Annotated in this window: 24 protein-coding genes and 1 pseudogene; 17 read left to right on the top strand and 8 right to left on the bottom strand. The window is 61.0% G+C overall.

Features of this window, described 5'->3' with window-relative positions; all coding sequences use genetic code 11:
- Positions 1 to 26: 26 nt before the first annotated feature.
- From hslU to ACM6J5_RS04030, 6 genes are all read left to right on the top strand, one after another.
- The gene (gene hslU, locus ACM6J5_RS04055; RefSeq protein WP_008047842.1) at positions 27 to 1,364 is read left to right on the top strand and encodes an HslU--HslV peptidase ATPase subunit; all 1,338 of its coding nucleotides are present in this window, start codon (positions 27 to 29) and stop codon (positions 1,362 to 1,364) included.
- 119 nt (positions 1,365 to 1,483) lie between these two features.
- Positions 1,484 to 1,861: a gamma-butyrobetaine hydroxylase-like domain-containing protein gene (locus tag ACM6J5_RS04050; protein ID WP_095942350.1), complete on the top strand. Its 378-nt coding sequence runs from the start codon at positions 1,484 to 1,486 to the stop codon at positions 1,859 to 1,861.
- Between the two features lie 259 nt (positions 1,862 to 2,120).
- Entirely contained in the window at positions 2,121 to 3,800 is a 1,680-nt protein-coding gene (gene phaC / locus ACM6J5_RS04045; RefSeq protein WP_095942349.1) for a class II poly(R)-hydroxyalkanoic acid synthase, read from the top strand.
- Between the two features lie 164 nt (positions 3,801 to 3,964).
- Positions 3,965 to 4,819 carry a poly(3-hydroxyalkanoate) depolymerase gene (gene phaZ, locus ACM6J5_RS04040; RefSeq protein WP_008047834.1) on the top strand — a complete coding sequence of 285 codons (855 nt, stop codon included), beginning with the start codon at positions 3,965 to 3,967 and terminating at the stop codon, positions 4,817 to 4,819.
- A gap of 116 nt (positions 4,820 to 4,935) precedes the next feature.
- Positions 4,936 to 6,618, top strand: coding sequence for a class II poly(R)-hydroxyalkanoic acid synthase (gene phaC / locus ACM6J5_RS04035; protein ID WP_095942348.1), 1,683 nt, complete (start codon positions 4,936 to 4,938; stop codon positions 6,616 to 6,618).
- Between the two features lie 172 nt (positions 6,619 to 6,790).
- On the top strand, positions 6,791 to 7,411 hold the full coding sequence (locus ACM6J5_RS04030; protein WP_057712365.1) for a TetR/AcrR family transcriptional regulator: 621 nt from the start codon (positions 6,791 to 6,793) through the stop codon (positions 7,409 to 7,411).
- A gap of 196 nt (positions 7,412 to 7,607) precedes the next feature.
- Here ACM6J5_RS04030 and ACM6J5_RS04025 read toward each other — a convergent pair whose 3' ends face one another.
- The 3 genes from ACM6J5_RS04025 to ACM6J5_RS04015 all read right to left on the bottom strand — a co-directional run bounded on the left by ACM6J5_RS04025 (position 7,608) and on the right by ACM6J5_RS04015 (position 9,439).
- Positions 7,608 to 8,486: a phasin family protein gene (locus ACM6J5_RS04025; protein WP_414927867.1), complete on the bottom strand. Its 879-nt coding sequence runs from the start codon at positions 8,484 to 8,486 to the stop codon at positions 7,608 to 7,610.
- A gap of 10 nt (positions 8,487 to 8,496) precedes the next feature.
- Complete coding sequence (locus ACM6J5_RS04020) at positions 8,497 to 8,919, bottom strand: phasin family protein (protein ID WP_008047828.1); 423 nt, start codon at positions 8,917 to 8,919, stop codon at positions 8,497 to 8,499.
- A gap of 244 nt (positions 8,920 to 9,163) precedes the next feature.
- On the bottom strand, positions 9,164 to 9,439 hold the full coding sequence (locus tag ACM6J5_RS04015; RefSeq protein ID WP_008047826.1) for a polyhydroxyalkanoic acid system family protein: 276 nt from the start codon (positions 9,437 to 9,439) through the stop codon (positions 9,164 to 9,166).
- A 155-nt stretch (positions 9,440 to 9,594) separates the two neighbouring features.
- Between ACM6J5_RS04015 and ubiE the strand changes: the two genes are divergently transcribed.
- The 11 genes and pseudogenes from ubiE (at position 9,595) to ACM6J5_RS03960 (ending at position 17,774) form a co-directional block, all read left to right on the top strand.
- Entirely contained in the window at positions 9,595 to 10,365 is a 771-nt protein-coding gene (ubiE, locus tag ACM6J5_RS04010; protein WP_007989286.1) for a bifunctional demethylmenaquinone methyltransferase/2-methoxy-6-polyprenyl-1,4-benzoquinol methylase UbiE, read from the top strand.
- Positions 10,365 to 10,988 (top strand): SCP2 domain-containing protein, encoded by a 624-nt coding sequence (locus ACM6J5_RS04005; RefSeq protein ID WP_414927866.1) that lies wholly within the window; start codon positions 10,365 to 10,367, stop codon positions 10,986 to 10,988. The genes ubiE and ACM6J5_RS04005 overlap by 1 nt, the downstream gene beginning before the upstream one ends.
- Positions 10,985 to 12,589, top strand: coding sequence for a ubiquinone biosynthesis regulatory protein kinase UbiB (gene ubiB, locus ACM6J5_RS04000; RefSeq protein ID WP_095942345.1), 1,605 nt, complete (start codon positions 10,985 to 10,987; stop codon positions 12,587 to 12,589). The genes ACM6J5_RS04005 and ubiB overlap by 4 nt, the downstream gene beginning before the upstream one ends.
- Before the next feature lie 81 nt (positions 12,590 to 12,670).
- Entirely contained in the window at positions 12,671 to 13,072 is a 402-nt protein-coding gene (gene hisI, locus ACM6J5_RS03995; protein WP_046816940.1) for a phosphoribosyl-AMP cyclohydrolase, read from the top strand.
- Entirely contained in the window at positions 13,065 to 13,397 is a 333-nt protein-coding gene (locus ACM6J5_RS03990; RefSeq protein WP_007975564.1) for a phosphoribosyl-ATP diphosphatase, read from the top strand. The genes hisI and ACM6J5_RS03990 overlap by 8 nt, the downstream gene beginning before the upstream one ends.
- A 25-nt stretch (positions 13,398 to 13,422) precedes the next feature.
- Complete coding sequence (locus ACM6J5_RS03985; protein WP_007989280.1) at positions 13,423 to 13,695, top strand: twin-arginine translocase TatA/TatE family subunit; 273 nt, start codon at positions 13,423 to 13,425, stop codon at positions 13,693 to 13,695.
- A 10-nt stretch (positions 13,696 to 13,705) separates the two neighbouring features.
- Complete coding sequence (gene tatB, locus ACM6J5_RS03980; RefSeq protein ID WP_414927865.1) at positions 13,706 to 14,158, top strand: Sec-independent protein translocase protein TatB; 453 nt, start codon at positions 13,706 to 13,708, stop codon at positions 14,156 to 14,158.
- Positions 14,155 to 14,949 (top strand): twin-arginine translocase subunit TatC, encoded by a 795-nt coding sequence (tatC, locus tag ACM6J5_RS03975; protein WP_095942342.1) that lies wholly within the window; start codon positions 14,155 to 14,157, stop codon positions 14,947 to 14,949. The genes tatB and tatC overlap by 4 nt, the downstream gene beginning before the upstream one ends.
- Entirely contained in the window at positions 14,946 to 15,653 is a 708-nt protein-coding gene (locus ACM6J5_RS03970) for a 16S rRNA (uracil(1498)-N(3))-methyltransferase (RefSeq protein ID WP_414927864.1), read from the top strand. Before tatC ends, ACM6J5_RS03970 begins: the two co-directional genes overlap by 4 nt.
- Positions 15,654 to 15,857: 204 nt before the next feature.
- Positions 15,858 to 16,919 (top strand): annotated as a pseudogene (locus ACM6J5_RS03965) (methyl-accepting chemotaxis protein); the annotation flags it as partial.
- Positions 16,902 to 17,774: a methyl-accepting chemotaxis protein gene (locus ACM6J5_RS03960; protein ID WP_371918216.1), complete on the top strand. Its 873-nt coding sequence runs from the start codon at positions 16,902 to 16,904 to the stop codon at positions 17,772 to 17,774. The pseudogene ACM6J5_RS03965 and the gene ACM6J5_RS03960, both read left to right, overlap by 18 nt.
- 158 nt (positions 17,775 to 17,932) lie before the next feature.
- Here the strand turns inward: ACM6J5_RS03960 and mdoH are convergent, their stop codons facing one another.
- The 5 genes from mdoH to ACM6J5_RS03935 all read right to left on the bottom strand — a co-directional run bounded on the left by mdoH (position 17,933) and on the right by ACM6J5_RS03935 (position 25,048).
- The gene (gene mdoH, locus ACM6J5_RS03955; RefSeq protein ID WP_095942339.1) at positions 17,933 to 20,503 is read right to left on the bottom strand and encodes a glucans biosynthesis glucosyltransferase MdoH; all 2,571 of its coding nucleotides are present in this window, start codon (positions 20,501 to 20,503) and stop codon (positions 17,933 to 17,935) included.
- Positions 20,496 to 22,310 carry a glucan biosynthesis protein G gene (locus tag ACM6J5_RS03950; protein ID WP_150672325.1) on the bottom strand — a complete coding sequence of 605 codons (1,815 nt, stop codon included), beginning with the start codon at positions 22,308 to 22,310 and terminating at the stop codon, positions 20,496 to 20,498. The genes mdoH and ACM6J5_RS03950 overlap by 8 nt, the downstream gene beginning before the upstream one ends.
- 321 nt (positions 22,311 to 22,631) lie before the next feature.
- Complete coding sequence (gene dtd, locus ACM6J5_RS03945; RefSeq protein ID WP_095942337.1) at positions 22,632 to 23,069, bottom strand: D-aminoacyl-tRNA deacylase; 438 nt, start codon at positions 23,067 to 23,069, stop codon at positions 22,632 to 22,634.
- Complete coding sequence (gene pip, locus ACM6J5_RS03940) at positions 23,066 to 24,037, bottom strand: prolyl aminopeptidase (protein WP_095942336.1); 972 nt, start codon at positions 24,035 to 24,037, stop codon at positions 23,066 to 23,068. Before pip ends, dtd begins: the two co-directional genes overlap by 4 nt.
- 105 nt (positions 24,038 to 24,142) lie before the next feature.
- Positions 24,143 to 25,048, bottom strand: coding sequence for an alpha/beta hydrolase (locus ACM6J5_RS03935; RefSeq protein ID WP_095942335.1), 906 nt, complete (start codon positions 25,046 to 25,048; stop codon positions 24,143 to 24,145).
- Positions 25,049 to 25,102 lie beyond the last annotated feature (54 nt).

Below are 25,102 nucleotides of genomic sequence, written 5' to 3'. Positions count from 1 at the left end.
TTCTTGCTTGAGGTCCACTGAATATTATGTCCATGACTCCCCGTGAAATCGTCCACGAACTCAACCGCCACATCATCGGCCAGGACGATGCCAAGCGCGCCGTCGCCATTGCCCTGCGCAACCGCTGGCGCCGCATGCAGCTGCCGGAAGAGCTGCGCGTTGAAGTAACGCCGAAGAACATCCTGATGATCGGCCCGACCGGTGTCGGTAAAACCGAGATCGCCCGTCGCCTGGCGAAACTGGCCAATGCGCCGTTCATCAAGGTCGAAGCGACCAAGTTCACCGAAGTCGGCTATGTCGGCCGCGATGTCGAGTCGATCATTCGTGACCTGGCCGATGCCGCGATCAAGCTGCTGCGCGAACAGGAAATCGTCAAGGTTCGCCACCGCGCCGAAGACGCCGCCGAAGAGCGCATCCTTGACGCCCTGCTGCCACCGGCGCGCATGGGCTTCAGCAACGACGACGCCCCGACTGCCGATTCCAACACCCGCCAACTGTTCCGCAAGCGCCTTCGCGAAGGTCAGCTGGATGACAAGGAGATCGAAATCGAGGTCGCCGAAATGGCCGGCGTCGATATCTCCGCGCCACCAGGCATGGAAGAAATGACCAACCAGCTGCAAAGCCTGTTTGCCAACATGGGCAAGGGCAAGAAGAAGGCCCGCAAGCTCAAGGTCAAGGAAGCGCTCAAGCTGGTACGCGACGAAGAAGCCAGCCGCCTGGTCAACGATGAAGAGTTGAAGGCCAAGGCCCTGGAAGCGGTCGAGCAGCACGGTATCGTGTTCATCGACGAAATCGACAAGGTGGCCAAGCGTGGTAATTCCGGTGGCGTCGATGTGTCCCGCGAAGGCGTGCAGCGCGACTTGCTGCCGCTGATCGAAGGCTGCACCGTCAACACCAAACTGGGCATGGTCAAGACCGATCACATCCTGTTCATTGCTTCCGGTGCGTTCCACCTGAGCAAACCGAGCGACCTGGTGCCCGAGCTGCAAGGCCGTCTGCCGATCCGTGTCGAACTCAAGGCCCTGAGCCCTGAGGATTTCGAACGCATACTCAGCGAGCCTCACGCCTCGCTCACCGAGCAATATTGCGCACTGCTGAAAACCGAAGGCCTGGGCATCGAGTTCCAGCCGAGCGGGATCAAGCGCATCGCGGAGATCGCCTGGCAGGTCAACGAGAAAACCGAAAACATCGGTGCCCGTCGCCTGCATACCCTGCTCGAGCGCCTGCTCGAAGAGGTGTCGTTCAGCGCCGGAGACCTGGCCAGCGTCCATGACGGCAAGGTCATCCAGATCGATGCCGACTACGTCAACAGCCACCTGGGCGAATTGGCGCAGAACGAAGACCTGTCCCGTTATATCCTGTAAGCCATACTTGTAGGAGCGAGCCTGCTCGCGATGGTGTGTCAGTCACATTGATGTTGCCTGACACACCATCGCGAGCAGGCTCACTCCTACAGGGTTCCCCCCATAACGGAACTCAGGCCATGACCCAACTCCCCACCGACATCAAACTGCACAAAGCCTCGAAAACCCTGACGCTCAAATACGCGTCCGGCGAGGAATACACCCTGCCCGCCGAGTTCTTGCGCGTGCACTCTCCTTCCGCCGAGGTTCAGGGCCACGGCAAACCCATCCTGCAATTTGGCAAGATCAACGTAGGGCTGAGCAAGGTAGAACCGGCCGGTCAGTACGCACTGAAATTGACCTTCGACGACGGCCACGACAGCGGCTTGTTCACCTGGGAATATCTGTACGAGCTGGGGCGACGTTATGACGCACTCTGGGATGATTATCTGGCCGAGCTCAAAGCCGCCGGAAAAACCCGCGACCCGAACGAATCCGTCGTCAAGCTGATGCTCTAATCCGAGCCTCTTGCTCTTTAGAGGGCATTTTCTAATTTCATCTGTTTGAATGCTCCGCTCCAGGGCCGCCGATTGGCCTGCTTGCGAAAAAAATTAAACTCGGGTAACCAATGGAACTGGCAAGTTCCCTGCAGTGCTCTCTGCATTAAAAAAGCAGCGATGCAGAATTAACGGTCACCCCGAGCAGCAGTACCTGGCATTGGCTGTGTGACTACACAGCAGGACCCGGTACTCGTCTCAGGACAATGGAGCGTCGTAGATGAGTAACAAGAATAACGATGACTTGAAGAGTCAAGCCTCGGAAAACACCTTGGGGCTGAATCCTGTCGTTGGACTGCGTGGAAAGGATCTACTGGCTTCTGCTCGAATGGTGCTCAGGCAGGCCATCAAGCAACCGATTCACAGCGCCAGGCATGTCGCTCATTTCGGCCTTGAACTCAAGAACGTGCTGCTTGGCAAATCCGAGCTGCTGCCGACCAGCGATGACCGTCGCTTCGCGGATCCGGCCTGGAGCCAGAACCCGCTCTACAAACGTTATCTGCAAACCTACCTGGCGTGGCGCAAGGAGCTCCACGACTGGATCGACGACAGCAACCTGCCGGCCAAGGACGTCAGCCGCGGGCACTTCGTAATCAACCTCATGACCGAGGCCTTCGCCCCGACCAACACGGCGGCCAACCCGGCGGCGGTCAAGCGCTTCTTCGAAACCGGTGGCAAGAGCCTGCTCGATGGCCTCTCGCATCTGGCCAAGGACCTGGTGCATAACGGCGGCATGCCGAGCCAGGTCAACATGGGCGCATTCGAGGTCGGCAAGACCCTTGGCGTAACCGAGGGTGCGGTGGTCTTTCGCAACGACGTGCTGGAGCTGATCCAGTACAAGCCGATCACCGAGCAGGTGCATGAACGCCCACTGCTGGTGGTACCGCCGCAGATCAACAAGTTCTACGTTTTCGACCTGAGCCCGGAAAAGAGCCTGGCGCGGTTCTGCCTGCGCAACAACGTGCAGACCTTCATCGTCAGCTGGCGCAACCCGACCAAGGAGCAACGCGAGTGGGGCCTGTCGACCTACATCGAAGCGCTCAAGGAAGCGGTCGATGTGGTCACCGCCATCACCGGCAGCAAAGACGTGAACATGCTCGGTGCCTGCTCCGGCGGCATCACCTGCACCGCGCTGCTGGGCCACTACGCGGCAATAGGCGAGAACAAGGTCAATGCCCTGACCCTGCTGGTCAGCGTGCTCGACACCACCCTGGACAGCGACGTGGCCCTGTTCGTCGACGAGCAAACCCTCGAAGCCGCCAAGCGCCAGTCGTACCAGGCCGGTGTACTGGAAGGCCGCGACATGGCGAAAGTCTTCGCCTGGATGCGCCCCAACGACCTGATCTGGAACTACTGGGTCAACAACTACCTGCTGGGCAACGAGCCGCCGGTATTCGACATCCTGTTCTGGAACAACGACACCACCCGGTTGCCCGCCGCGTTCCATGGCGACCTGATCGAGATGTTCAAAAGTAACCCGTTGACCCGTGCCGATGCACTGGAAGTGTGCGGTACGCCGATCGATCTGAAGAAGGTCACCGCCGACATCTTCTCGCTCGCCGGCACCAGCGACCACATTACCCCGTGGCGCTCCTGCTACAAGTCGGCGCAACTATTCGGCGGCAACGTTGAATTCGTGCTGTCCAGCAGCGGGCACATCCAGAGCATTCTGAACCCGCCGGGCAATCCGAAATCGCGCTACATGACCAGCGCCGAAATGCCCGCCAATGCCGATGACTGGCAGGAAGAGTCGACCAAGCACGCCGACTCCTGGTGGCTGCACTGGCAGGCATGGCAGGCACAGCGTTCGGGCAACCTGAAAAAAGCTCCGCTGAAATTAGGCAACAAGGCCTATCCAGCGGGCGAAGCCGCGCCGGGCACTTATGTGCACGAGCGGTAACTGACACACCTCGCCCCTTGTAGGAGCGAGCTCGCTCGCGATGAACGTCAACGATAACGCGTGCTGTCTGGATAAATGCGTTGCCTTTGCGTTTTTCGCGAGCAAGCTCGCTCCTACAGGGGATCGAGGAAGAATTTGAGATAGCGACCCACAGGGCCAGAAGCATGCCGCAACCCTTCATATTCCGTACCGTCGATCTGGATGGCCAGACGCTCCGCACGGCGGTACGCCCCGGCAAGCCTCACTTGACGCCCCTGCTGATTTTCAACGGCATCGGCGCCAACCTGGAGCTGGTGTTCCCATTCATCGCGGCACTGGACCCGGACCTGGAAGTCATCGCCTTCGACGTACCCGGCGTCGGCGGTTCGTCGACACCGAACCGGCCGTACCGTTTTCCGAGCCTGGCGAAACTCACGGCGCGGATGCTCGACTATCTCGACTACGGGCAGGTCAACGTCATCGGCGTGTCCTGGGGGGGCGCCCTGGCCCAACAGTTTGCCTACGACTATCCGGAGCGCTGCAAAAAACTCGTGCTGGCCGCAACGGCGGCGGGCGCGGTGATGGTGCCGGGCAAACCGAAGGTGCTGTGGATGATGGCCAGCCCTCGACGTTACATCCAGCCGTCCCACGTGATCCGTATTGCGCCGATGATCTACGGCGGCGCTTTCCGTCGCGACCCGACGCTGGCCGCCAGCCATGCGGCCAAGGTGCGTTCGGCGGGCAAGCTCGGTTACTACTGGCAGTTGTTCGCCGGCCTCGGCTGGACCAGCATCCACTGGTTGCACAAGATCCGCCAGCCGACCCTGGTGCTGGCCGGCGACGATGACCCGCTGATCCCGTTGGTCAACATGCGCTTGCTGGCCTGGCGGATTCCCAACGCCCAGTTGCACATCATCGATGACGGGCATCTGTTCCTGATTACCCGGGCTGAAGCGGTGGCCCCGATCATCATGAAATTCCTGGAAGAGGAGCGCCAGCGCGCAGTAATGCATCCGCGTCCGGCGCCATTGGGCGGCTGAAACCGCTGCCTCAGCGGTTGGCAGGACGCCACGCCGCGCAACAACCCGTTACAGCGTCTATGGTGTTCTGGTTCGGTGTATTTGTTTTTGGCCTGAAGACGAAGGAGTGTTGAATCATGCGCGAGAAACCAGCGAGGGACTCCTTACCGACTCCCGCCGCGTTCATCAATGCACAGAGCGCGATTACCGGCCTGCGCGGCCGGGATCTGTTGTCGACCCTGCGCAGTGTGGCCGCCCATGGCTTGCGCAATCCGGTGCACAGCGCCCGACACGCCCTCAAACTCGGCGGTCAGCTGGGCCGTGTGCTGCTGGGCGAAACCCTGCACCCGACCAATCCGCAGGACGCTCGCTTCACCGATCCGGCGTGGAGCCTCAACCCGTTTTATCGGCGCAGCCTGCAGGCCTATCTGAGCTGGCAGAAACAGGTCAAGAGCTGGATCGACGAGAGCGACATGAGCCCGGACGACCGCGCCCGCGCCCACTTCGCTTTCGCCCTGCTCAACGACGCTGTATCGCCCTCCAACACCCTGCTCAATCCGCTGGCGGTCAAGGAGCTGTTCAATTCCGGCGGCAACAGCCTGGTGCGCGGCATCGGCCATTTGGTGGACGATCTGCTGCACAACGATGGCCTGCCCCGGCAAGTCACCAAGCAAGCGTTCGAGGTCGGCAAGACGGTCGCCACCACCACCGGTGCCGTGGTGTTTCGCAACGAGCTGCTGGAGTTGATCCAGTACAAGCCGATGAGCGAAAAACAGTACTCCAAGCCCCTGCTGGTAGTGCCGCCGCAGATCAACAAGTACTACATTTTCGACCTGAGCCCCCACAACAGCTTCGTTCAGTACGCGCTGAAAAACGGCCTGCAAACCTTCATGATCAGCTGGCGTAACCCGGATGTGCGCCACCGTGAATGGGGGCTCTCGACCTACGTGGAAGCCGTGGAAGAAGCCATGAACGTCTGCCGGGCAATCACCGGCGCACGGGAGGTCAACCTGATGGGCGCCTGCGCCGGCGGGCTGACCATTGCCGCGTTGCAGGGTCACCTGCAGGCCAAGCGGCAGCTGCGCAGGGTGTCCAGCGCGACTTATCTGGTGAGCCTGCTCGACAGTCAGATGGACAGCCCCGCGACGCTGTTCGCCGACGAACAGACTCTTGAAGCTGCCAAACGCCGTTCCTATCAGAAAGGTGTTCTGGACGGCCGCGACATGGCCAAGGTCTTCGCCTGGATGCGCCCCAACGATTTGATCTGGAGCTACTTCGTCAACAACTACTTGTTGGGCAAGGAGCCACCGGCGTTCGACATTCTCTACTGGAACAACGACAACACACGCCTGCCGGCCGCCCTGCATGGCGACCTGCTGGACTTCTTCAAGCACAACCCGCTGACCCACCCGGGCGGGCTGGAAGTGTGTGGCACGCCGATCGATTTGCAGAAGGTCACCGTCGACAGCTTCAGCGTCGCCGGCATCAACGATCACATCACGCCGTGGGACGCGGTGTATCGCTCGACGCTGTTGCTCGGTGGCGAGCGCCGCTTCGTGCTGTCCAACAGCGGTCATGTGCAAAGCATCCTCAACCCGCCGAGCAACCCGAAAGCCAACTACGTCGAGAACGGCAAACTGAGCAGCGACCCACGGGCCTGGTACTACGACGCCAAGCGTGTCGATGGCAGCTGGTGGACCCAATGGCTGGGCTGGATTCAGGAACGCTCCGGCGCGCAGAAGGAAACCCACATGGCCCTCGGCAACCAGAACTATCCACCGATGGAGGCAGCACCCGGTACCTACGTACGAGTGCGCTGAACCTAAAAAAGGCCGCAGTCAGTCTCCGACCCTGTAGGAGCGAGCATGCTCGCGATGGACATCCAGACGCCGCGGGTCATCAGGTAGCCCGCGTAATCGTTAACGACCATCGCGAGCATGCTCGCTCCTACGGGACTGGAGGTTGGCCTGGCACAAACATTAAGAAGACTGGATGAAAACCCGCGACCGGATCCTTGAATGTGCCCTGCAGTTGTTCAATCAAAAGGGCGAACCGAATGTCTCCACCATGGAAGTTGCCAATGAAATGGGCATCAGCCCGGGCAACCTCTACTACCACTTCCACGGCAAGGAACCGCTGATTCTCGGGCTGTTCGAGCGCTTTCAGGGCGAACTGGCGCCCTTGCTCGATCCACCGGCCGATGCCGAACTGGCACCCGAAGAATACTGGCTGTTCCTGCACCTGATCGTCGAACGCCTGTCCCACTACCGGTTCCTGTTCCAGGACCTGTCGAACCTCGCCGGGCGCCTGCCGAAACTGGCCAAGGGCATTCGCAACCTGCTCAATGCACTCAAGCGCACACTGGCGTCGTTGCTGGCGCGACTGAAGGCACAAGGGCTGCTGGTCAGCGATACCCAGGCACTGGGGCAACTGGTGGAGCAAATCACCATGACGCTGCTGTTCTCACTGGATTACCAGCGGATTCTTGATCGTCAGGGCGAGGTGCGATTGGTGGTTTACCAGATCATGATGCTGGTGGCGCCGCACCTGCTGCCGTCGATGAAGGCTGCAACCGAACAGATGGCGATGGAGTATCTGGAAGACCACGAATAACCCTGGCCACAACGCCCCCCCCTGTAGGAGCGAGCTTGCTCGCGATGGTATTTCAGGCACTGAGTAGCGTCGGCTGTACCTTTTTCGCGAGCAAGCTCGCTCCTACAGTGGATCTGGGTCTGTGTCGATCAGAGATTCGCGCACAAACAAAAACGCCCGACCTTCACAGGCCGGGCGTTTTCTTGAGCCCTGAAAATCAGGACTGACTGGTTGGCGTCGATGGAGCTGGCGCGACAGTCGGGGTGACAGCAGGGGTTGGCGCGGTCGCGGAGTTCGACGCGCTGACCGGAGCTGCCGGCGTTGCCGGTTTGGCAGCTGCCACTGCTGGTTTTGGCGCGGCGGCTTTTGGAGCTGCCGGCTTTTTCACCGCTGGTTTTTTCGCCGCAGCAGGCTTGGCTGCTGGCTTGGCCGCTGCAGTTTTCGCTGCAGGCTTGGCGGCCGGTTTAGCCGCTGGTTTAGCGGCGGCTTTTGCAGCAACCGGCTTGGCCGCGGCCGGTTTGGCGGCTGCAGTTTTAGCCGCAGGCTTGGCCGCGGCCGGTTTGGCGGCTGCAGTTTTAGCCGCAGGCTTGGCAGCAGGTTTAGCCGCTGCTTTTGCCAGTGGCTTGGCTGCGGTTTTGGCGGCCGGTTTGGCCGCTGCGGTTTTCGCCGCAACAGGCGCAACCTTGGCACCGGTCAGTTTTTCGATTTGCTTGGTCAGTGTTTCGACCTTGCTGTGCAGTGCCTTGACTTCGTTGCGGCTTGGTACGCCCAGACGCGAAATGGCGCTGTTCAGACGCTTGTCGAAAGCGCCTTCCAGCTCATCCCACTTGCCCAGTGCGCGATCTTTCACGCCGCTGATGCGCGATTTGGCCGAAGAAGCGGAGTCCTTGGCGGCGTCGACAGTCTTGCCAACAGCGCTCTTGGTGAGCTTCTCGGCTTTCTCGCCGTCCTTGACCAATGCATCGAAGAGTTTGCTGCCGTCAGTGTCGATCTTCGAGTACACGCCTAAACCAGCCAGCCAGATTTTTCGGGAGTAATCTTCAACCTTCCCGATCCACGAGCTGCCTTCTTTTTCGGTTTTCTTTTTAACAGCCATCCCGTTCTCCTTAAGATTTACGCGCGACACGTTCGAGCAATGCCGTCAGCTCATCGAGCTTAGCAGAGAGTGTCTCAACGTCATGTTTAGACGGAATGCCGATACGATTCAAGGCACTTGCGACACGCGTGTCGAACGCCTTCTCGACCTTGTCGAGTTGAACTTCGACACGGCCTTTGAAAGTGCTGACTTCACTCTTGGCTTCATCGATCTCGGCATTGGCCGCTTCAAGTTTCTCGGCAACTACCTTTTTGCCTTTCTTTTCAACAACCTGACCCGCCTTGATCAGCTCTTGAAAGTATTCGCTGCCCTCTTGGCCGACCTTGGTGTAGGCACCCAGGCCCGCCAGCCAGATCTTGCGGGCATAGGATTTGACGTCGCCCAGCGTGCCGGTCGACGGGTCGATTTTTTTCTTCAAAATAACTTTGGCCATGGTGCACCTCACGCGCAGAAGGTTTGAGGAACTGCCCGGGTAAGTGTCGGGCTCTGGCACAAAGTAGGGAGAAAAATTAGAAACGGCACCCTAACAAATGACATGAACCGTCAGGTGCACCACAAAACAAATGTAGGAGTGAGCCTGCTCGCGATAGCGGTTAACCAGTCAACATTGATATTGGCTGACATTCCGTCATCGCGAGCAGGCTCACTCCTACAAGGGATGTGATTTCAATCGGGGATCAGACCAACGCCTTGTCCAGCGCCTTCTCGATTTCCGCTTTGATCATGCCGCTCATGGCCGACATCATCAGGCCCAGCTCCACGTCGACCCTGATCGAATCCTCGCTGACATGCACCGCGCCCTTCACACCCGAGCGCTTGAGGTTCAGGGTGTCGCCGGACCACTGCGGCTCCAGGCCATACTGATCGGAAAGTTTCTGCGCCAGCTTGTCGGCCTTCTCGCGAGCCGCTTCCTTACCCAGGCCATGGGCACGTTCAACACTAATACGGGCCATCGAATGACTCCTGCTTTATGGATGCTTTCCCGAGGCATCTTGACCTCTGCTGCGTCAAAACGTCCCGATGGTTGCCCATCTTACCTTCAGCCTTGCCAAGACAAAGCATGCCTTGGGGATTAGAATGTCGCGCATTCTCTTTTGGTGACAGCGATATGACTGATCAGCGCAAAGGCAGCGATGCCGAACCCACCACTCACTTCGGCTTCAAAAACGTTCCGGAAAGCCAGAAAGCGGAAAAAGTCGCTGAGGTTTTCCACTCGGTAGCCGCCAAGTACGACCTGATGAACGACCTTCTGTCGGGCGGCATGCACCGTCTGTGGAAGCGTTTCGCGATCGAACTGTCGGGTGTGCGCACCGGTAACCGCGTGCTGGACATCGCCGGCGGTACCGGCGACCTGACCCGCAAGTTCTCGCATCTGGTAGGCCCGACCGGCCAGGTCGTGTTGGCCGACATCAACGAATCCATGCTCAAGGTCGGTCGTGATCGCCTGCTGGATCTGGGTGTGGCCGGCAATGTCGAATTCGTCCAGGCCGACGCGGAAAAACTGCCGTTCCCGGACAACCATTTCGATTGCGTGACCATCGCCTTCGGCCTGCGCAACGTGACCCACAAAGAAGACGCCCTGCGCTCGATGCTGCGCGTGCTCAAGCCTGGCGGCCGCTTGTTGGTGCTGGAGTTCTCCAAGCCGACCAACGCGCTGATGTCCAAGGCCTACGACGCCTACTCGTTCGCCTTCATGCCGCTGATGGGCAAGCTGATCACCAACGACTCGGAAAGCTATCGCTACCTGGCCGAATCGATCCGCATGCACCCGAACCAGGAAACCCTGAAGTCGATGATGGTCGAGGCCGGTTTCGACCGCGTGACCTATCACAACATGACCGCAGGCATCGTTGCCCTGCACCGCGGCATCAAGCCCTGATGCTGCTCGCCGGCCTGCTCGCCAGCGTTGAACTCGGCCTGAACCGGGTGCTGCGCCTCGACAGCACGGCGCTGCCGCGGCTGGCGCACTTGACCGGCAAAGTGATCGCCGTCGATTGCCGCAGCCCGGCGCTGCAACTGTTCATCCTGGCCAGCGACGAAGGTTTGATGCTCGCCTCGCAGTGGGAAACCGGCGCCGACTGCACCTTGCGTGCGCCGGCCTGGAGCCTGCTGAAACTGGCGATGAGCCGGGACAAGACTTCCGTCCTGCACGCACCTGAAGTCGAACTCGATGGCGACAGCGGCGTGCTGCTGGAACTGGCGGCGATCCTCCAGGACCTCGAACTGGACTGGGAGTACGAGCTGTCGCGCTGGCTCGGCCCGGTAGCCACGCAACTGGTCGGCGGCCACCTGCGCAGCCGCGCCCGCTGGTATCAGCAAGGCTTTGCCAGCCTGGGCCAGAACCTGGGCGAGTACCTGGCCGAAGAATCGCGCACCCTCGTCGGTCAGCGCGAAGCCGAAGCCCGATTCAGTGAACTGGACCAGATCAAGCTCGATCTGGAACGTCTCGAGGCGCGTTTCGAGCGCCTTTCCCGATCCCTCGACCCAAGCGATAACGCATGAAGCTGCTTGCCGTCCGCCGTTTGTTGCGCATCCAGCGCGTCGTGATCCGCTACCGCCTCGATGACCTGCTGTTCGCCCTGCCGCTGCCCTGGTTCTTGCGGGCGCTGCGTTATGCCTTGCCATGGCGCTGGTTCCCGCGCAAGCCCCTGGACCTGAGCCGTGGCGCGCGCTTGCGCCTGGCGTTGCAGGACCTGGGGCCGATCTTCATCAAGTTCGGGCAGATCCTGTCCACCCGCCGCGACCTGCTACCCGAAGACATCGCCGACGAACTGATGAAGCTGCAGGACCGCGTGCCGCCGTTCGACTCGCAGGTTTCGGTCAAGCTGATCGAAGAACAGCTGGGCAAGAAAATCAGCGAAGTGTTCAGTCGTTTCGACGTCGAACCGCTGGCCTCGGCCTCGGTGGCGCAGGTGCATGCCGCGCAACTGAAAACCGGCGAAGAAGTGGTGGTCAAGGTGATCCGCCCGGGCCTCAAACCGGTGATCGCCCAGGACCTGGCGTGGCTGTTCATCCTCGCCCGCGCCGCCGAAAAACTCTCGGCCGATGCGCGTTTGCTGCACCCGGTGGACGTGGTCAGCGACTACGAAAAAACCATCTACGACGAACTCGACCTGCTGCGCGAGGCGGCCAATGCCAGCCAGTTGAAACGCAACTTCGATGGCTCGCCGCTGCTGTACGTGCCGCAAGTGTATTGGGACTGGTGCCGGCCGAAAGTGCTGGTGATGGAACGCATCTACGGCATCCAGGTCACCGATCTGGCGACCCTGGCGGACCAGCGCACCGACATGAAAATGCTCGCCGAGCGTGGCGTGGAGATTTTCTTCACCCAGGTGTTCCGCGACAGCTTCTTCCACGCCGACATGCACCCCGGCAACATTTTCGTCAGCACCGTGAATCCGTGGAGCCCGCAGTACATTGCGATCGACTGCGGCATCGTCGGCAGCCTGACCCCGGAAGACCAGGATTACCTGGCGCGCAACCTGTTCGCCTTCTTCAAGCGCGATTACCGTCGCGTGGCGCAGTTGCACATCGATTCGGGCTGGGTACCGGCGGAAACCAAACTCAACGAGTTCGAAGCGGCGATCCGTACCGTGTGCGAGCCGATCTTCGAAAAACCGTTAAAAGATATTTCCTTCGGCCAGGTGCTGATGCGCCTGTTCCAGACCGCGCGGCGCTTCAACATGGAAGTGCAGCCACAGCTGGTCCTGCTGCAAAAAACCCTGCTGAACATCGAAGGCCTGGGCCGCCAGCTGTACCCGGACCTCGATCTGTGGAACACCGCGCAACCGTTCCTCGAGCGCTGGATGCGCGAGCGGGTCAGCCCCAAAGCCCTGCTCGGCAACGTGCACAGCCAGTTTGAACAGATCCCGCACCTGGCCAACATGGCCCGCGACCTGCTCGAGCGCATGTCCCAACCCCATGCCCTCAACCCGCCGCCATCGTGGCACCGACGCCGTGACGACTGGTTCCTGCGCCTGCTCGGTACAGCCCACCTGGCCGGTGGCGCCGTCCTTGCCGCGGGTGGTCCGCTGAACCAGCTGGCCTATTGGCCGGCGGGAATCATGATGGCGGTCGGCTTGTATCTGGTCGTGCGCCGATAGCCAGTTGTGTGAACGACTGGCACACTGTTTCAACGCCTGAGCTCGGCTATTGAAGTGTCGAGCCCGCTGTCGGAGTCGAAGATGAAAAACTGGCTGGACGAGATCAAGTGGGACGCTGACGGCCTGGTGCCGGCCATCGCCCAGGATCACAAGACCGGGCGCGTCCTGATGATGGCCTGGATGAACCGCGAAGCACTGGAACTGACCGCTGCCGAGAACCGCGCCATTTACTGGTCGCGTTCCCGTGGCAAGCTGTGGCGCAAGGGCGAAGAATCCGGCCATGTGCAGACCCTGCACGAGATGCGCCTGGACTGTGACGCCGACGTCATCATCCTGATGGTCGAGCAGATCGGCGACATCGCCTGCCATACCGGCCGCCAGAGCTGCTTCTACCGCGTCTTTGAGAACGGCGACTGGACAACCGTCGACCCGGTTCTGAAAGATCCGCACGCCATCTATTCCGCAGGGCACAAACATGAGTGACACTCTCACCCGCCTCGCCGAGGTACTGGAGGAGCGCAAAGGCGCCGCCGCCGATAGCTCGTATGTCGCCAGCCTGTACCACAAGGGCTTGAACAAGATTCTGGAAAAAGTCGGCGAAGAGTCGGTCGAGACCATCATTGCCGCCAAGGACGCCGCCGTCAGCGGCGACTGCAGCGATGTGATCTACGAAACCGCCGATCTGTGGTTCCACAGCATGGTCATGCTCGCCCAATTGGGGCAGCATCCACAGGCTGTACTCGATGAACTGGACCGTCGTTTCGGTCTCTCCGGACACGCCGAGAAAGCCTCGCGACCGTCCGCCTGAATAACGATTAGAGAGGAGCAGCAGCATGGGCATTTTTGACTGGAAACACTGGATCGTCATCCTGGTGGTCGTGGTACTGGTGTTCGGCACCAAGAAACTGAAAAACCTCGGCACCGACGTCGGCGAGTCGATCAAGGGCTTCAAGAAAGCCATGAACGACGACGAAAAACCGGCCGATCCGAATGCGACCCCGGCCCAACCGGTTCCACCGGTACAGCCACAGGCATCCGTGAACCAGCCGCACACCATCGACGTGCAGGCACAGAAAGTCGAAGAGCCGATCCGCAAAGACGTGTGAGCACTGACTAATGTTTGGTATCAGCTTCTCTGAACTGCTGCTCGTCGGCCTCGTCGCCCTGCTGGTGCTGGGCCCCGAGCGCTTGCCGGGCGCTGCGCGCACCGCCGGCCTGTGGGTCGGGCGCCTGAAGCGCAGCTTCAACGCGATAAAACAGGAAGTTGAACGTGAAATCGGTGCCGACGAAATTCGTCGGCAACTGCACAACGAACACATCCTGTCGCTTGAGCAGGAGGCGCGGAAAATCTTCACGCCGACCCAGCAGGAGCCGACGCCGGTGGAGCATGTGGGTGCGCAGACGATTCATGCGCCTGCCGCTGCCGTCGACCCGACACCTGCTCCCGTTGTAACGCCTGTCGAACCTGCGCCCGTTGTTGCAGCCACTCCGGTTGAACCCGTTACACCCGCGGCTGCGCCCGTTGCGCCGGCCCCTCATGACCCAACACTGCCGCCGCGAGCCCCATGAGCGATCTCCCTGAAAACGACCAGCACATGCCGCTGGTTTCGCACCTCACCGAGTTGCGTACCCGCCTGCTGCGCTGCGTAGCGGCGATCTTCATCATCTTTGCCGGGCTGTTCGCCTTCACCCAGCAGATCTACACCTTTGTCTCCACGCCGCTGCGCGCGTACCTGCCCGCCGGCGCGACGATGATTGCCACCGACGTGTCGTCGCCGTTCCTGACGCCGCTGAAGCTGACGATGATGGTCTCGCTGTTCCTGGCCATCCCGGTGATCCTGCACCAGATCTGGGGTTTCATCGCCCCGGGCCTGTACAAGCATGAAAAGCGCATCGCCGTACCCTTGCTGGTCTCCAGCATCTTTCTGTTCTACGCCGGCATGGCGTTCGCCTATTTCCTGGTGTTCCCGCTGATCTTCAAGTTCTTCGCCTCCGCCACCCCGGCCGGCGTGGAAATGATGACCGACATCACCAGCTACCTTGATTTCGTCATGACGCTGTTCTTCGCCTTTGGCGTGGCGTTTGAAATCCCGGTGGCCGTGGTGCTGCTGGTGTGGATCGGCGTGGTCGACGTCAAATACCTGAAGAAGATCCGCCCGTACGTGATCATCGGCTGCTTCGTGGTCGGCATGATCCTGACCCCGCCGGACATCTTCTCGCAGACCCTGCTGGCCATACCGATGTGGATGCTGTTTGAAGTCGGCATCCTGTTTGGCAGCCTGATCAGCAAGCGTGGCGAGCATCCGGACGATCAGCCGGCTGACGATCACAACGACCAGCCGCCAGCGACCCAAGCGTGAACCTGCTGCTCCTTGAAGAGGCCGATTTCATTGCGGCCGACCGGGTGATCCTGCGTGATCGCCGGTTGACGCACATGCAGGAAGTCCACCGCTGCGAAGTCGGTGACAGCATGCGCGTCGGGCGGATCGGCGGCTTGATGGGTTCGGCCCAAGTGCTGCGCCTGGACGCCGACGAAGCGGAATTGCGCGTCATCCTCGACCAGCCACCACCAGCCAAGCTGCCATTGACCCTGATATTGGCCCTGCCACGCCCCAAAATGCTGCGTAGGGTGTTCCAGACCGTGGCGGCCATGGGTGTGCCGCGTATCGTCCTGGTCAACAGCTATCGCGTCGAGAAGAGCTTCTGGCAGACCCCCTTCCTGGAGCCTGAGGCGATCCGCGAGCAGTTGATCCTCGGCCTCGAACAGGCCCGGGACAGCGTGCTGCCGCAAGTCGTGATCGAGAAGCGCTTCAAGCCCTTCGTCGAAGACCGTCTGCCGGCGATGACCAATGGCACCCTCGGCCTGGTGGGGCATCCGGGCAATTACCCGCCCTGCCCTCGCGCGCTCAGCGAACCGGTGACTCTGGCCATCGGCCCCGAAGGCGGCTGGATTCCCTACGAGATCGACCTGCTGGGCAAGTCCGGCCTGCAACCGGTGCAACTGGGCGAGCGCATCCTGCGCGTCGAAACCGCCGTGACCGCGCTGCTCGCACGACTTTTCTGAGATCACACATTTACCCTGTAGGAGCGAGCCTGCTCGCGATGGCGGTATACCAGCCACATCAATGTCGGCTGATCCGCCGCCATCGCGAGCAGGCTCGCTCCTACACTTCATCATCCGCCCATATATCGGGCAGCGCCTACAGAACCTCCCACCCCTGCCGATACATCCCCCATAAAACCAAATTGTGGTCCAGGGAGTTTCAGCATGTACCAATGGCTAGCCGAGAATCTGGGAAACGTCAGCGTCAAACGCAAGCTGGGGATCGGCTTCGGCCTGGTGCTGTTACTCACCCTGCTGATCACCTTCACCGGTTGGAACGGCCTGAGCGGTGTGACCAGCCGTGGCGATAAACTGGGGTTCATCGCCAGTCTCAACGACCTGACCAAGGACCTGCGCATTGCACGCCTGGATTATGAGATGCGTCGCGGTGAACAAGGCCCCGGCGCCGTCAACGATCTGTTGGGCAGGCTCGAAAGCGGCCTGCAGACCGCCCGCGGCCTGATCGAGCAACCGGCCGATACGGCCATGGTCGATCAACAACTGGCCGCTGTCGCCGAATACCGTCGTGCCTTCAGCGACATGACCCAGGCCGGCGCCCAGCGTGAAGACGCCCGCAGCAAGCTCGGCGCCACCGCCGACAATGCCGTGGCCCGCGTCGCCGACGTGGAAAAATCCATGCTGCAAGGTGACAGCGTGGCGGCGTTCAACAGCGTGATCGACCTGAGCAAACTGATCCAGCAAGCGCGCTTCCAGGTGCGCGGCTACACCTACAGCGGCAAGAGCGAGGCCGAACAGCCAGCCCTCGACGCGATCGACAACGCCCTGAAGAACCTCGAGAGCCTACCGGCCAGACTGCCCGAAGAACACATCGCCAACCTGCAACAGACGACTGATTCACTGAAGGCCTACCGTGCCGCCGTCAGCCAGTTCCGCGACTCCCAGGTGGCCAGCGCCAAGGCCCTGGCACGCATGTCCGTCCAAGGCGACATCCTGGTGGACATGAGCCAGAAACTCACCGTCTCGCAAACCGTCGTGCGCGACACCGACGCCGCCCACGCCAAGAACATGCTGACCCTCGCCACCGCTCTGGCCATCGCCTTCGGCTTGCTGGCCGCCTGGGCGATCACCCGGCAGATCATCATTCCGTTGAACCAGACCCTGGTCGTGGCCCAGCGCGTCGCCAGTGGCGACCTGACCCACAACCTGACGTCGCAGCGCCGCGACGAACTTGGCCAGTTGCAGCGTGCCATGCAGAGCATGACCCAAGGCTTGCGCGAACTGATCGGCGGCATCAGCGATGGCGTCACGCAGATCGCCAGCGCCGCCGAAGAGTTGTCCGCGGTCACCGAGCAGACCAGCGCCGGAGTCAACAGCCAGAAGGTCGAAACCGATCAGGTCGCCACCGCCATGAACGAAATGGCCGCTACCGTGCAGGAAGTTGCGCGCAACGCCGAAGAAGCTTCCGAAGCCGCCGTCGCCGCCGACCAGCAGGCCCGTGAGGGTGACAAAGTGGTCGGTGAAGCCATCGCCCAGATCGAACGCCTGGCCAAGGAAGTCGGCCACTCCACCGAAGCCATGGGCGAACTCCAGCGCGAAAGCGACAAGATCGGCAGCGTGCTCGACGTCATCAAGTCCGTGGCCCAGCAAACCAACCTGTTGGCGCTCAACGCCGCCATCGAAGCAGCCCGCGCCGGTGAAGCCGGACGTGGTTTTGCCGTGGTCGCCGACGAAGTCCGCAGCCTGGCCCAGCGCACCCAGAAGTCCACCGAAGAGATCGAAGAGCTGATCGTCGGCCTGCAAAACGGCACCCAGCAAGTGGCGACCATCATGGACAACAGCCGTAGCCTGACCGACAGCAGCGTAGAGTTGACCCGCCGCGCCGGTGGCTCACTGGAAAGCATCACCCGCACGGTGTCGGCGATCCAGGCGATGAACCAGCAGATCGCCGCGGCTGCCGAGCAACAGAGCGCCGTGGCTGAAGAGATCAACCGCAGCGTGCTGAATGTGCGGGATGTGTCGGATCAGACGTCGGCGGCGAGTGAAGAGACCGCGGCTTCCAGCGTTGAGTTGGCACGGTTGGGAACGCATTTGCAGATGCTGGTGGGCAAGTTCAGGGTTTGAGTGGCACCTCATCGCGAGCAGGCTCGCTCACACACTGACCTGCTCGAACACAACACCTGTGCCAGGCACAGGCTCCGTGGGAGCGAGCTTGCTCGCGATTGGAACGGCGCGGTATAACTTTGAAGCCATAAAAAAACCCGCTTTCGCGGGTTTTTTCATTACGCCAACTGAGGCTGCACGCTCAACGGTTTGAGCGGCAACAGTGGCGCATGGGGGTCGGCCTTGACCGACTTGCGCCAAGCGCCCAGCCACTCAGGGTGACCCTCGCTCCAGACCTGCTCATGCAGTCGCGCCAGTGCCACCGGGTCGCTCAACAGTTGCACACGCTCGTTGTTGGTCAGGCCCTCAGGTCCAACCTTCATCGCGTGCCGCACCCGCTCGATCCGCAGCCACTCAATCGGCTCAGCCTGATTGTGCCGGGAGGTCGCCAGCGAGCATGCCAGGGCGTTCTGCTGTGGGTCGACCACCGAACGGACGAAGCCGTCGTTCAATGCGTGGTAACGGTTTTCGTGGGTGTATTGGTCGGTGGCCAGCAAGGCTTGCGGCGGATTGTATTCCTCCGGGATCAGGAACAGGCTCTCGTCGCGGGACTTCAGGCCAAGGCCGACACGGCTGGAGATCACCGACACCGGAATCGACAGAATCAACGAGCCGACAATCGGCACCAGCCACCACAGGAAGCTCGGGTTCAGCCAGATCACCAGCAAGGCCCAGAAGAAGCCCAGCAGGGTTTGCGGGCCGTGGCGCTTGACCGCTTCGCTCCACGGCGTGGAGTCGTCGTCACGTTGCGGCGAGTTCCAGGTCGCGGCCCAGCCGAGGAACGCGGCAAGCACGAAACGGGTGTGGAAGATCATCCGCACCGGCGCCAGCAGCATGGAGAACAACATCTCCAGCAGCATCGACAGGGTCACCTTGAACTTGCCGCCGAACTCTTTCGCGCCCTTGGCCCAGATCAGGATGATGCTCAACAGCTTCGGCAGGAACAGCAGCACGATGGTGGTCGAGAACAGCGCAATCGCCTTGTCCGGATGCCATTGAGGCCACAGCGGATAGAGCTGGCGCGGCTCGAGGAAGTACTGTGGCTCCATCAGCGTGTTGACCGCCAGCAGCGCGGTCGACAGCACCAGGAAGAAGAACCACAACGGTGCCGACAGGTAGGACATCACGCCGGTCAGGAACACCGCACGGTGCACCGGGTGCATGCCCTTGACCAGGAACAGGCGGAAGTTCATCAGGTTACCGTGGCACCAGCGACGGTCACGCTTGAGTTCGTCCAGCAGGTTTGGCGGCAGTTCTTCATAGCTGCCCGGCAAGTCGTAGGCAATCCACACGCCCCAGCCGGCACGGCGCATCAACGCAGCCTCTACGAAGTCGTGGGACAGGATCGAGCCGGAGAACGCGCCTTTACCCGGCAACGGCGCCAGGGCGCAGTGGTCGATGAACGGCTTCATGCGGATGATCGCGTTGTGGCCCCAGTAGTGCGATTCGCCCAGTTGCCAGAAGTGCAGGCCGGCAGTGAACAGCGGGCCATACACGCGAGTGGCGAACTGCTGCATGCGCGCATACAGGGTGTCCATGCCCGACGCCCGTGGCGCGGTCTGGATGATCCCGGCGTCCGGCGTGGCTTCCATCAGGCGCACCAGACTGGTCAGGCACTCGCCACTCATCACGGAGTCGGCGTCGAGTACGACCATGTATTTGTAGTCACCGCCCCAGCGACGGCAGAAGTCGTCGAGGTTGCCGCTTTTACGTTTTACGCGACGACGACGGCGGCGATAGAAAATCTTGCCGAAGCCCCCGGCTTCACGGCAGACGTCCAGCCAGGCCTGTTGCTCGGCGACGCAAATATCGGCGTCGTTACTGTCGCTGAGGACGAAGAAGTCGAAGCGGTCCAGGTCACCCGTGGCCGCCACCGACTCGAAGGTCGCCCGCAGGCCGGCGAATACCCGTGGCACGTCTTCGTTGCAGATCGGCATCACAAGAGCGGTGCGCGCATCCTTCGGAATCGGCTCGTTGCCGGCACTTTTGCCGGAGATACGGTATTTATCGTGGCCGGTCAGCAACTCCAGGAAGCCCATCAGCGCGGTCCAGAAACCGGCCGATACCCAGCAGAACAGAATCCCGAACAGGATCAGGATGCTGGTCTGCAAGGCATACGGCAGCACTTGCGTGGCGGTTTGCAGCAGCGGTTGGTGCAGCACTTCGTTGAGGTCGACGAACGACCAGCCCTGGTACGGCATGATGCCTTTCATGTACCAGCCGGCAACGATGGTCTGGCCGAGCATCAGCAGCAACAGAATGTAGCGACGGATCGAACCCACGGTACGCCAGCGCGCGGCCGGCAATACACGCTCGTCCTTCGGCGGCTTCGGCGGGTTGGTACGACCGGTCATCCGGCGCCAGCCACGCACCAGAATGTTGGTGCGCCACGGCTCCGGCACGACCTTGGTCCGCCGGATCGGCGGGGTCGCCTTGAGGCAGACCCGGCCGTTGGCGTCGAGCACCAGCATTTCCGCGTCCTGTAGCTCTTCGGCAGTGCTCAGGGTCAGGCGTTTGCCCACCGAAGCCTGGGCGGCTTCGGTCGGGGCGTCGAACGTCGACGATGAAAGGCGTTCATGCAATTCGCTGAAAGACTGGCAGCCCGCGAGTTCCGCGCGCTGCTGGTCGGTCATCGGCAGATGCGCCAGATACTCGGAAAGAGTTTCTGGCCGTACTTGAGAGTTACTCATCGGCAGGCAACTGATAGCTCCAGGTCTCGGTCAGGACTTCTTCAGTCGGCGCCGATTCCGGTGTGGCTGGGGCCGCGTCGGCAGCGACAGGCTGCTTGGCGTCTTTATTGGCCTGGTCCTTGGCATCTGTAACAGGCTTCGCTTCGGCCTGCTTGGCCTCCGCTTGCCTGGCTTCCTTGTCCGCTTTCTCTTGTTGCTTGGCGGCAACCTTGTCGGCCTTGGCAACCGACGAGTTCGACGACGGAATCGAAGTCTTGGCCAGGTCCGCCGGCACGATGTTCTGCACCAGAGCGGCACGCATCTCGGTGGACTTGCTCGGATCCTTGATCTTCATCCGCAGGGTCAGGCGCCAGCCCTTGGTTTCAGGGTTGTAACGCACGCTGTTTTCCACCAGCTCGGCGTTGTCGCCCACGCTGACCTGGCTGCGAACTTCCGTATCGGCCGGCAATGCCGCCAGGGACGGGCCTTCGAAATCCACCAGGTAGGCAACGCTGCCGTCCGGTTGACGAATCAGGTTGGATTGCTTGACGTCACCGGTGGAACGCAGGGTCTGTTTGACCCAGGCGCTGTCCGGCGCGTGAATCGAGGTTTCATCCATGGTCCAGTGCATACGATAAGCGACATCGAGCGGCTGGCCAGGTTCCGGCAGTTTTTCCGGGTTCCAGAAGGCAACGATGTTGTCATTGGTTTCGTCGGCGGTCGGAATCTCGACCAGGTCAACAGTGCCCTTGCCCCAGTCACCCTTCGGCTCGATCCAGGCGCTTGGGCGCTTGTCGTACCGGTCGTCGAGGTCTTCGTAGTGGCTGAAGTCGCGGCCACGTTGCAGCAGACCGAAGCCGCGCGGGTTTTCCACGCTGAAGTTGCTCACGGCCAGGTGCTTTGGATTGTTCAGCGGACGCCAGATCCACTCGCCGTTGCCGGCATGGATCGCCAGACCGCTGGAGTCGTGCAGTTCGCGACGGTAGTTCAGTACTTTCGACGGCTGGTTGGCGCCGAACAGGAACATGCTGGTCAACGGAGCGATGCCCAGTTTGCCGACCTTGTCACGCAGGAACATCTGCGCCTTGACGTCGACGATGGTGTCGCTACCCGGACGCAGGGTCAGGCGATACGCGCCGGTGGCACGAGGAGAGTCCAGCAGGGCGAAGATCACCAGGTGCTTGTCGCCTGGCTTGGGCTGCTGAATCCAGAATTCGCGAAAACGCGGGAACTCTTCGCCGGACGGCAATGCGGTATCCAGCGCCATGCCGCGAGCGGACAAACCATAGACGTGCCCCTTGCCGACGACGCGGAAGTAGCTCGCGCCAAGCATGGTCATGATTTCGTCTTGCTTGTCGGCCTTGTTGATCGGGTACAGCACACGGAAACCGGCATAACCCAGTTGCTCGGTGGCCTTGGGATCGAACTGCATGTCGCCGAAATCGAAACGACTCGGATCGTATTTGATCTCTTCGACGGTGTTCGCGGTGATTTCGTTGATTTTCACCGGCGTATCGAAATGCATGCCCTGGTGATAGAAGGACAGCTTGAACGGCGTCTTCTGATCAGCCCACTCGGCTTTTTCCGTCAGAAAACGAATTTTCTGATAGTCCGCGAATTTCATGTCGCGGAACTCGTTCGGCAGGTTACTGCGCGGCGCTTCGTATTTCTGCGCGGCCAGCTCTTTTGCCTTGACCGATACATCATCCAGACTGAATGCCCAAAGCTGACCGGCGCTGAGCAGGCAGAGCAGTGCAGAGCCCGCTACCAGGGCGCTGCGTAACCGTTTGGCAGACAATTTTGGTGCGTTACAGGGACTAACAATCACGAGCAACCCTCGCCGAAAACAGATCAAAAAACCAACGGCCAGTTAAAGGGTCTGCACGGTCTACGGTATGAAAAAACCGCCCTTGCAAACCACTCTTGCCAAGTTGGCGAGCATTGTTCCGACTCCGCGGGGGCGAAATGATTCCCCAATCGGATACGGTCAAGTCTCTACCTAAGTCAAAATGGACCAACGAACGCTGATCCCCGTAGCGCGGGATTATCTAGTAGGCCGCGTTACAACGCATCAGGGGTAACAAAGTATTTATCGCGAAAAAACCCTGTTTTCAGTCGAAATGAGCGTAAAAACTTGTTTCAAACGCTTTCAGGTCTGTAACAGGAAGGTTACCGGGCCATCATTGACCAGGTGCACCTGCATATCCGCGCCGAATCTACCTGATGCCACAGTGCCATGCACCTGTTTCGCTTTGCTTAATAGATAGTCGAACAGCTCCTCGCCCAGCGCTGGAGGGGCCGCAGTCGAGAAACCCGGACGCAGCCCGCTTTTGGTATCGGCAGCCAGGGTGAACTGAGAGACCAGCAGCAGCCCGCCGCCCACATCCGCCAGGGACAGATTCATCTTGCCCTCGGCGTCACTGAATACCCGATAGTTAAGCAGTTTATTAAGAAGTTTGTCGGCGCTGGCCCGCGTATCGTCGGGCTCGACGGCTACCAGGACCAGCAATCCCTGATCGACGGCACCCACAATCTCGCCCCCGACCTCGACTCGCGCGCCGCGCACACGCTGCAGCAGGCCCTTCATGCTTCTTCAGGCGGCAGATCGAGCAGACGCCGGGCCATCTGATCGGCGGCGCGTACCAGCGCGTCGGTGATGCCAGGCTCGGAAGCGGCATGACCGGCATCGCGGATGACCTGCAGTTCGCTGTTCGGCCAGGCCTGATGCAATTCCCAGGCGTTATCCAGCGGGCAGATCACGTCATATCGACCGTGGATGATCACACCAGGCAAATGGGCGATCTTGCCCATGTCGCGGATCAACTGGTTCTGCTCCAGGAAGGCGTGATTGGTGAAGTAGTGGCATTCGATGCGGGCAATCGACAGCGCACGTTGCGGCTCGGAGAAACGGTCGACTACCAGCGGGTTGGGACGCAGGGTCGCGGTGCGGCCCTCCCAGGTGGACCAAGCCTTGGCCGCGTGCATCTGGGCGATCTGGTCGTTGCCGACCAGGCGTTTGTGAAACGCGGTGAGCAAGTCGCCGCGCTCGTCCAGCGGGATCGGCGCGATGTAGTCCTGCCAGTAATCGGGGAACAGACGGCTGGCGCCGGCCTGGTAGAACCATTCGATTTCCTGCGGACGGCAGAGAAAGATCCCACGCAGGATCAGACCATGTACCCGCTCAGGATGGGTTTGCGCGTAGGCCAGTGCCAGGGTCGACCCCCAGGAGCCGCCAAACAGCACCCATTTGTCGATACCCAGGTGCTGGCGAATCCTCTCGAGGTCGGCGACCAGATCCCAGGTGGTGTTGTTTTCCAGGCTGGCGTGGGGGGTGGAGCGACCACAGCCACGCTGATCGAAGGTGACAATGCGATAGAGGTTGGGATCGAAGAAGCAACGACTCTGGGCATCACATCCGGCACCGGGGCCGCCGTGGATGAACACCACCGGCAAACCTTCCGGTGAACCGCTTTCGTCGACGTACAGGGTGTGGGTCGCATCGACGGCCAGATCGTGCCGGGCGTAGGGTTTGATCTGCGGGTACAAAGTCTGCATTGCGCACTCCGTAAGGGGTCGAGGTCATCCCTGGGGGGACTTTCTATTATTCTGCCGTCCGGCATCATAAACCCGATTTACGTCAATGAGCATGCCCGTGCGGAGTCAGAGTTTTTCCGCAAGATAACCAAACAGGGTTTCGTACAGTGCATCGACCTCGGCCGCCTGCCCGCGGGCCCGCAAACAGCCATGGACCAAACCCGCGCCGACATACAGCGTGGCAGCAACGCCCGCGGCATTCAGTCGCTCGGCATACAGCACGCCGTCGTCACGCAACGGGTCGAATTGCGCCACGGCGATCAATGCAGGTGGCAATCCGCTGAAGTCCGTGGCGAGCAATGGCATGGCGTAGGCGTCCGGATGGCGGGTGCCTTGCAGGTAAAGCGCGTGATAGCAATCGACGTCACTGCTGCCGAGTAATGGCGCGTCGATGCACTCGCTGCGCGACGGCAGACGGTGATCGCCGCCCAACCCCGGATAGATCAGCACCTGCGCGCACGGCACCGGCTCACCGGCATCGCGTAGCGCCAGGCACAACGCCGCCGCGAGGTTGCCACCGGCACTGTCGCCGGCCACCAGCGTACGCGCAGGATCGAGTTGAAACGGCCCGGTGCGCAGTGCTCGCCAGACCTTCAGGCAATCATCGAACGCGGCGGGAAACGGATGCTCCGGTGCCCGGCGGTAATCGACGGCGATCACCCGCACACCGAGTGCCGATGCCCATTCGGCGCAGATGAAATCGTGGGAATCGAGGTCCCCCACCACCCAGCCGCCGCCATGCAGGTAAACGATGCACGACGCACCGCTGGCTGGTGGTTGATAGGAACGAACAGCGACACCAGCCAACTCGAAATCGGCCACATGCAACCCGGCGGGGCGTGCCGGGGTAAACGCCCGGCACATCTCGCTGTAGGCCTGGCGCAACCCGGTGATGCTGCTGTCGGTGCTGTTGAAACTCAGGGTTTTGTCGACGAATGCTGTCATTTGCCTGGAAAGCGGGTAAGGAGCCATAAACCTGGTGCCCGTTCAGAAAAGTCGGTGAAATCCCCCTGTAGGAGCGAGCCT

It is taken from the genome of Pseudomonas sp. IT-P74, from assembly GCF_949768175.1.
In the GTDB taxonomy this organism is placed as follows: domain Bacteria; phylum Pseudomonadota; class Gammaproteobacteria; order Pseudomonadales; family Pseudomonadaceae; genus Aquipseudomonas.
The sequence above is the reverse complement of the archived record's forward strand: the minus strand, read 5'-3'. Positions and strand labels throughout refer to the sequence as shown.

Excerpts from the sequence above, each read along its gene's own strand:
- hslU (WP_008047842.1), top strand. The coding sequence starts at position 27 with ATGTCCATGACTCCCCGTGAAATCGTCCACGAACTCAACCGCCACATC.
- ACM6J5_RS04050 (WP_095942350.1), top strand. The coding sequence starts at position 1,484 with ATGACCCAACTCCCCACCGACATCAAACTGCACAAAGCCTCGAAAACC.
- phaC (WP_095942349.1), top strand. The coding sequence starts at position 2,121 with ATGAGTAACAAGAATAACGATGACTTGAAGAGTCAAGCCTCGGAAAAC.
- phaZ (WP_008047834.1), top strand. The coding sequence starts at position 3,965 with ATGCCGCAACCCTTCATATTCCGTACCGTCGATCTGGATGGCCAGACG.
- phaC (WP_095942348.1), top strand. The coding sequence starts at position 4,936 with ATGCGCGAGAAACCAGCGAGGGACTCCTTACCGACTCCCGCCGCGTTC.
- ACM6J5_RS04030 (WP_057712365.1), top strand. The coding sequence starts at position 6,791 with ATGAAAACCCGCGACCGGATCCTTGAATGTGCCCTGCAGTTGTTCAAT.
- ACM6J5_RS04025 (WP_414927867.1), bottom strand. The coding sequence starts at position 8,486 with ATGGCTGTTAAAAAGAAAACCGAAAAAGAAGGCAGCTCGTGGATCGGG.
- ACM6J5_RS04020 (WP_008047828.1), bottom strand. The coding sequence starts at position 8,919 with ATGGCCAAAGTTATTTTGAAGAAAAAAATCGACCCGTCGACCGGCACG.
- ACM6J5_RS04015 (WP_008047826.1), bottom strand. The coding sequence starts at position 9,439 with ATGGCCCGTATTAGTGTTGAACGTGCCCATGGCCTGGGTAAGGAAGCG.
- ubiE (WP_007989286.1), top strand. The coding sequence starts at position 9,595 with ATGACTGATCAGCGCAAAGGCAGCGATGCCGAACCCACCACTCACTTC.
- ACM6J5_RS04005 (WP_414927866.1), top strand. The coding sequence starts at position 10,365 with ATGCTGCTCGCCGGCCTGCTCGCCAGCGTTGAACTCGGCCTGAACCGG.
- ubiB (WP_095942345.1), top strand. The coding sequence starts at position 10,985 with ATGAAGCTGCTTGCCGTCCGCCGTTTGTTGCGCATCCAGCGCGTCGTG.
- hisI (WP_046816940.1), top strand. The coding sequence starts at position 12,671 with ATGAAAAACTGGCTGGACGAGATCAAGTGGGACGCTGACGGCCTGGTG.
- ACM6J5_RS03990 (WP_007975564.1), top strand. The coding sequence starts at position 13,065 with ATGAGTGACACTCTCACCCGCCTCGCCGAGGTACTGGAGGAGCGCAAA.
- ACM6J5_RS03985 (WP_007989280.1), top strand. The coding sequence starts at position 13,423 with ATGGGCATTTTTGACTGGAAACACTGGATCGTCATCCTGGTGGTCGTG.
- tatB (WP_414927865.1), top strand. The coding sequence starts at position 13,706 with ATGTTTGGTATCAGCTTCTCTGAACTGCTGCTCGTCGGCCTCGTCGCC.
- tatC (WP_095942342.1), top strand. The coding sequence starts at position 14,155 with ATGAGCGATCTCCCTGAAAACGACCAGCACATGCCGCTGGTTTCGCAC.
- ACM6J5_RS03960 (WP_371918216.1), top strand. The coding sequence starts at position 16,902 with ATGCAGAGCATGACCCAAGGCTTGCGCGAACTGATCGGCGGCATCAGC.
- mdoH (WP_095942339.1), bottom strand. The coding sequence starts at position 20,503 with ATGAGTAACTCTCAAGTACGGCCAGAAACTCTTTCCGAGTATCTGGCG.
- dtd (WP_095942337.1), bottom strand. The coding sequence starts at position 23,069 with ATGAAGGGCCTGCTGCAGCGTGTGCGCGGCGCGCGAGTCGAGGTCGGG.
- pip (WP_095942336.1), bottom strand. The coding sequence starts at position 24,037 with ATGCAGACTTTGTACCCGCAGATCAAACCCTACGCCCGGCACGATCTG.
- ACM6J5_RS03935 (WP_095942335.1), bottom strand. The coding sequence starts at position 25,048 with ATGGCTCCTTACCCGCTTTCCAGGCAAATGACAGCATTCGTCGACAAA.